The organism is Citrobacter sp. VF227, from assembly GCF_052950715.1.
Genome location: NZ_JBRFVF010000366.1, coordinates 1 through 474 on the forward strand (window position 1 = coordinate 1; position 474 = coordinate 474).

Consider the following 474-nt stretch of genomic DNA (forward strand, 5'->3'; position numbering starts at 1 on the left):
AGCGTACCACGGTTGATGGACGGGTTGGCGCTCAGCAGCCAGAAGGTAATGGCGTAGCGTTGCAACGTCTCGGGAGCACCCGCAGCCAACAGCTGGAGCGTACGGGAGCGGGCTGGGTTAATATGCAGTTCGCCATCCTGCTGAGCGATCAATCCCTGGCGCTGCATTTCGCTGGCCAATTCGTCAATCACTACGGCAAGCTCATTGCGTTCCCAGCGCAGGAACAGCTCGGCTTTCAGCATTGGATACAACGCATCAATATGCTGCTGTAGCGCGACGCGTGAAATACGACGGCGCTGAGTTACAATGGATGCCATCAACGAAGGCAGAACCAGCATGTGCGCAATGTTGTTGCGATAGTAGGTCATCAATACGGCCTGCTCGCGCAGCAGTATGATGATGTCGCCGATGGTGTCTTTCTCGACCTCAAACTTGTTCATCTGCAAGGCGTGGTCGATCAACTCACTGGCGCTC

1 pseudogene is annotated in these 474 nt (G+C 55.7%); it reads right to left on the bottom strand.

The features are described 5' to 3' along the window. A pseudogene (locus ACU8YC_RS26780) lies at nucleotides 1-474 on the bottom strand (glycerol-3-phosphate 1-O-acyltransferase PlsB); the annotation flags it as partial.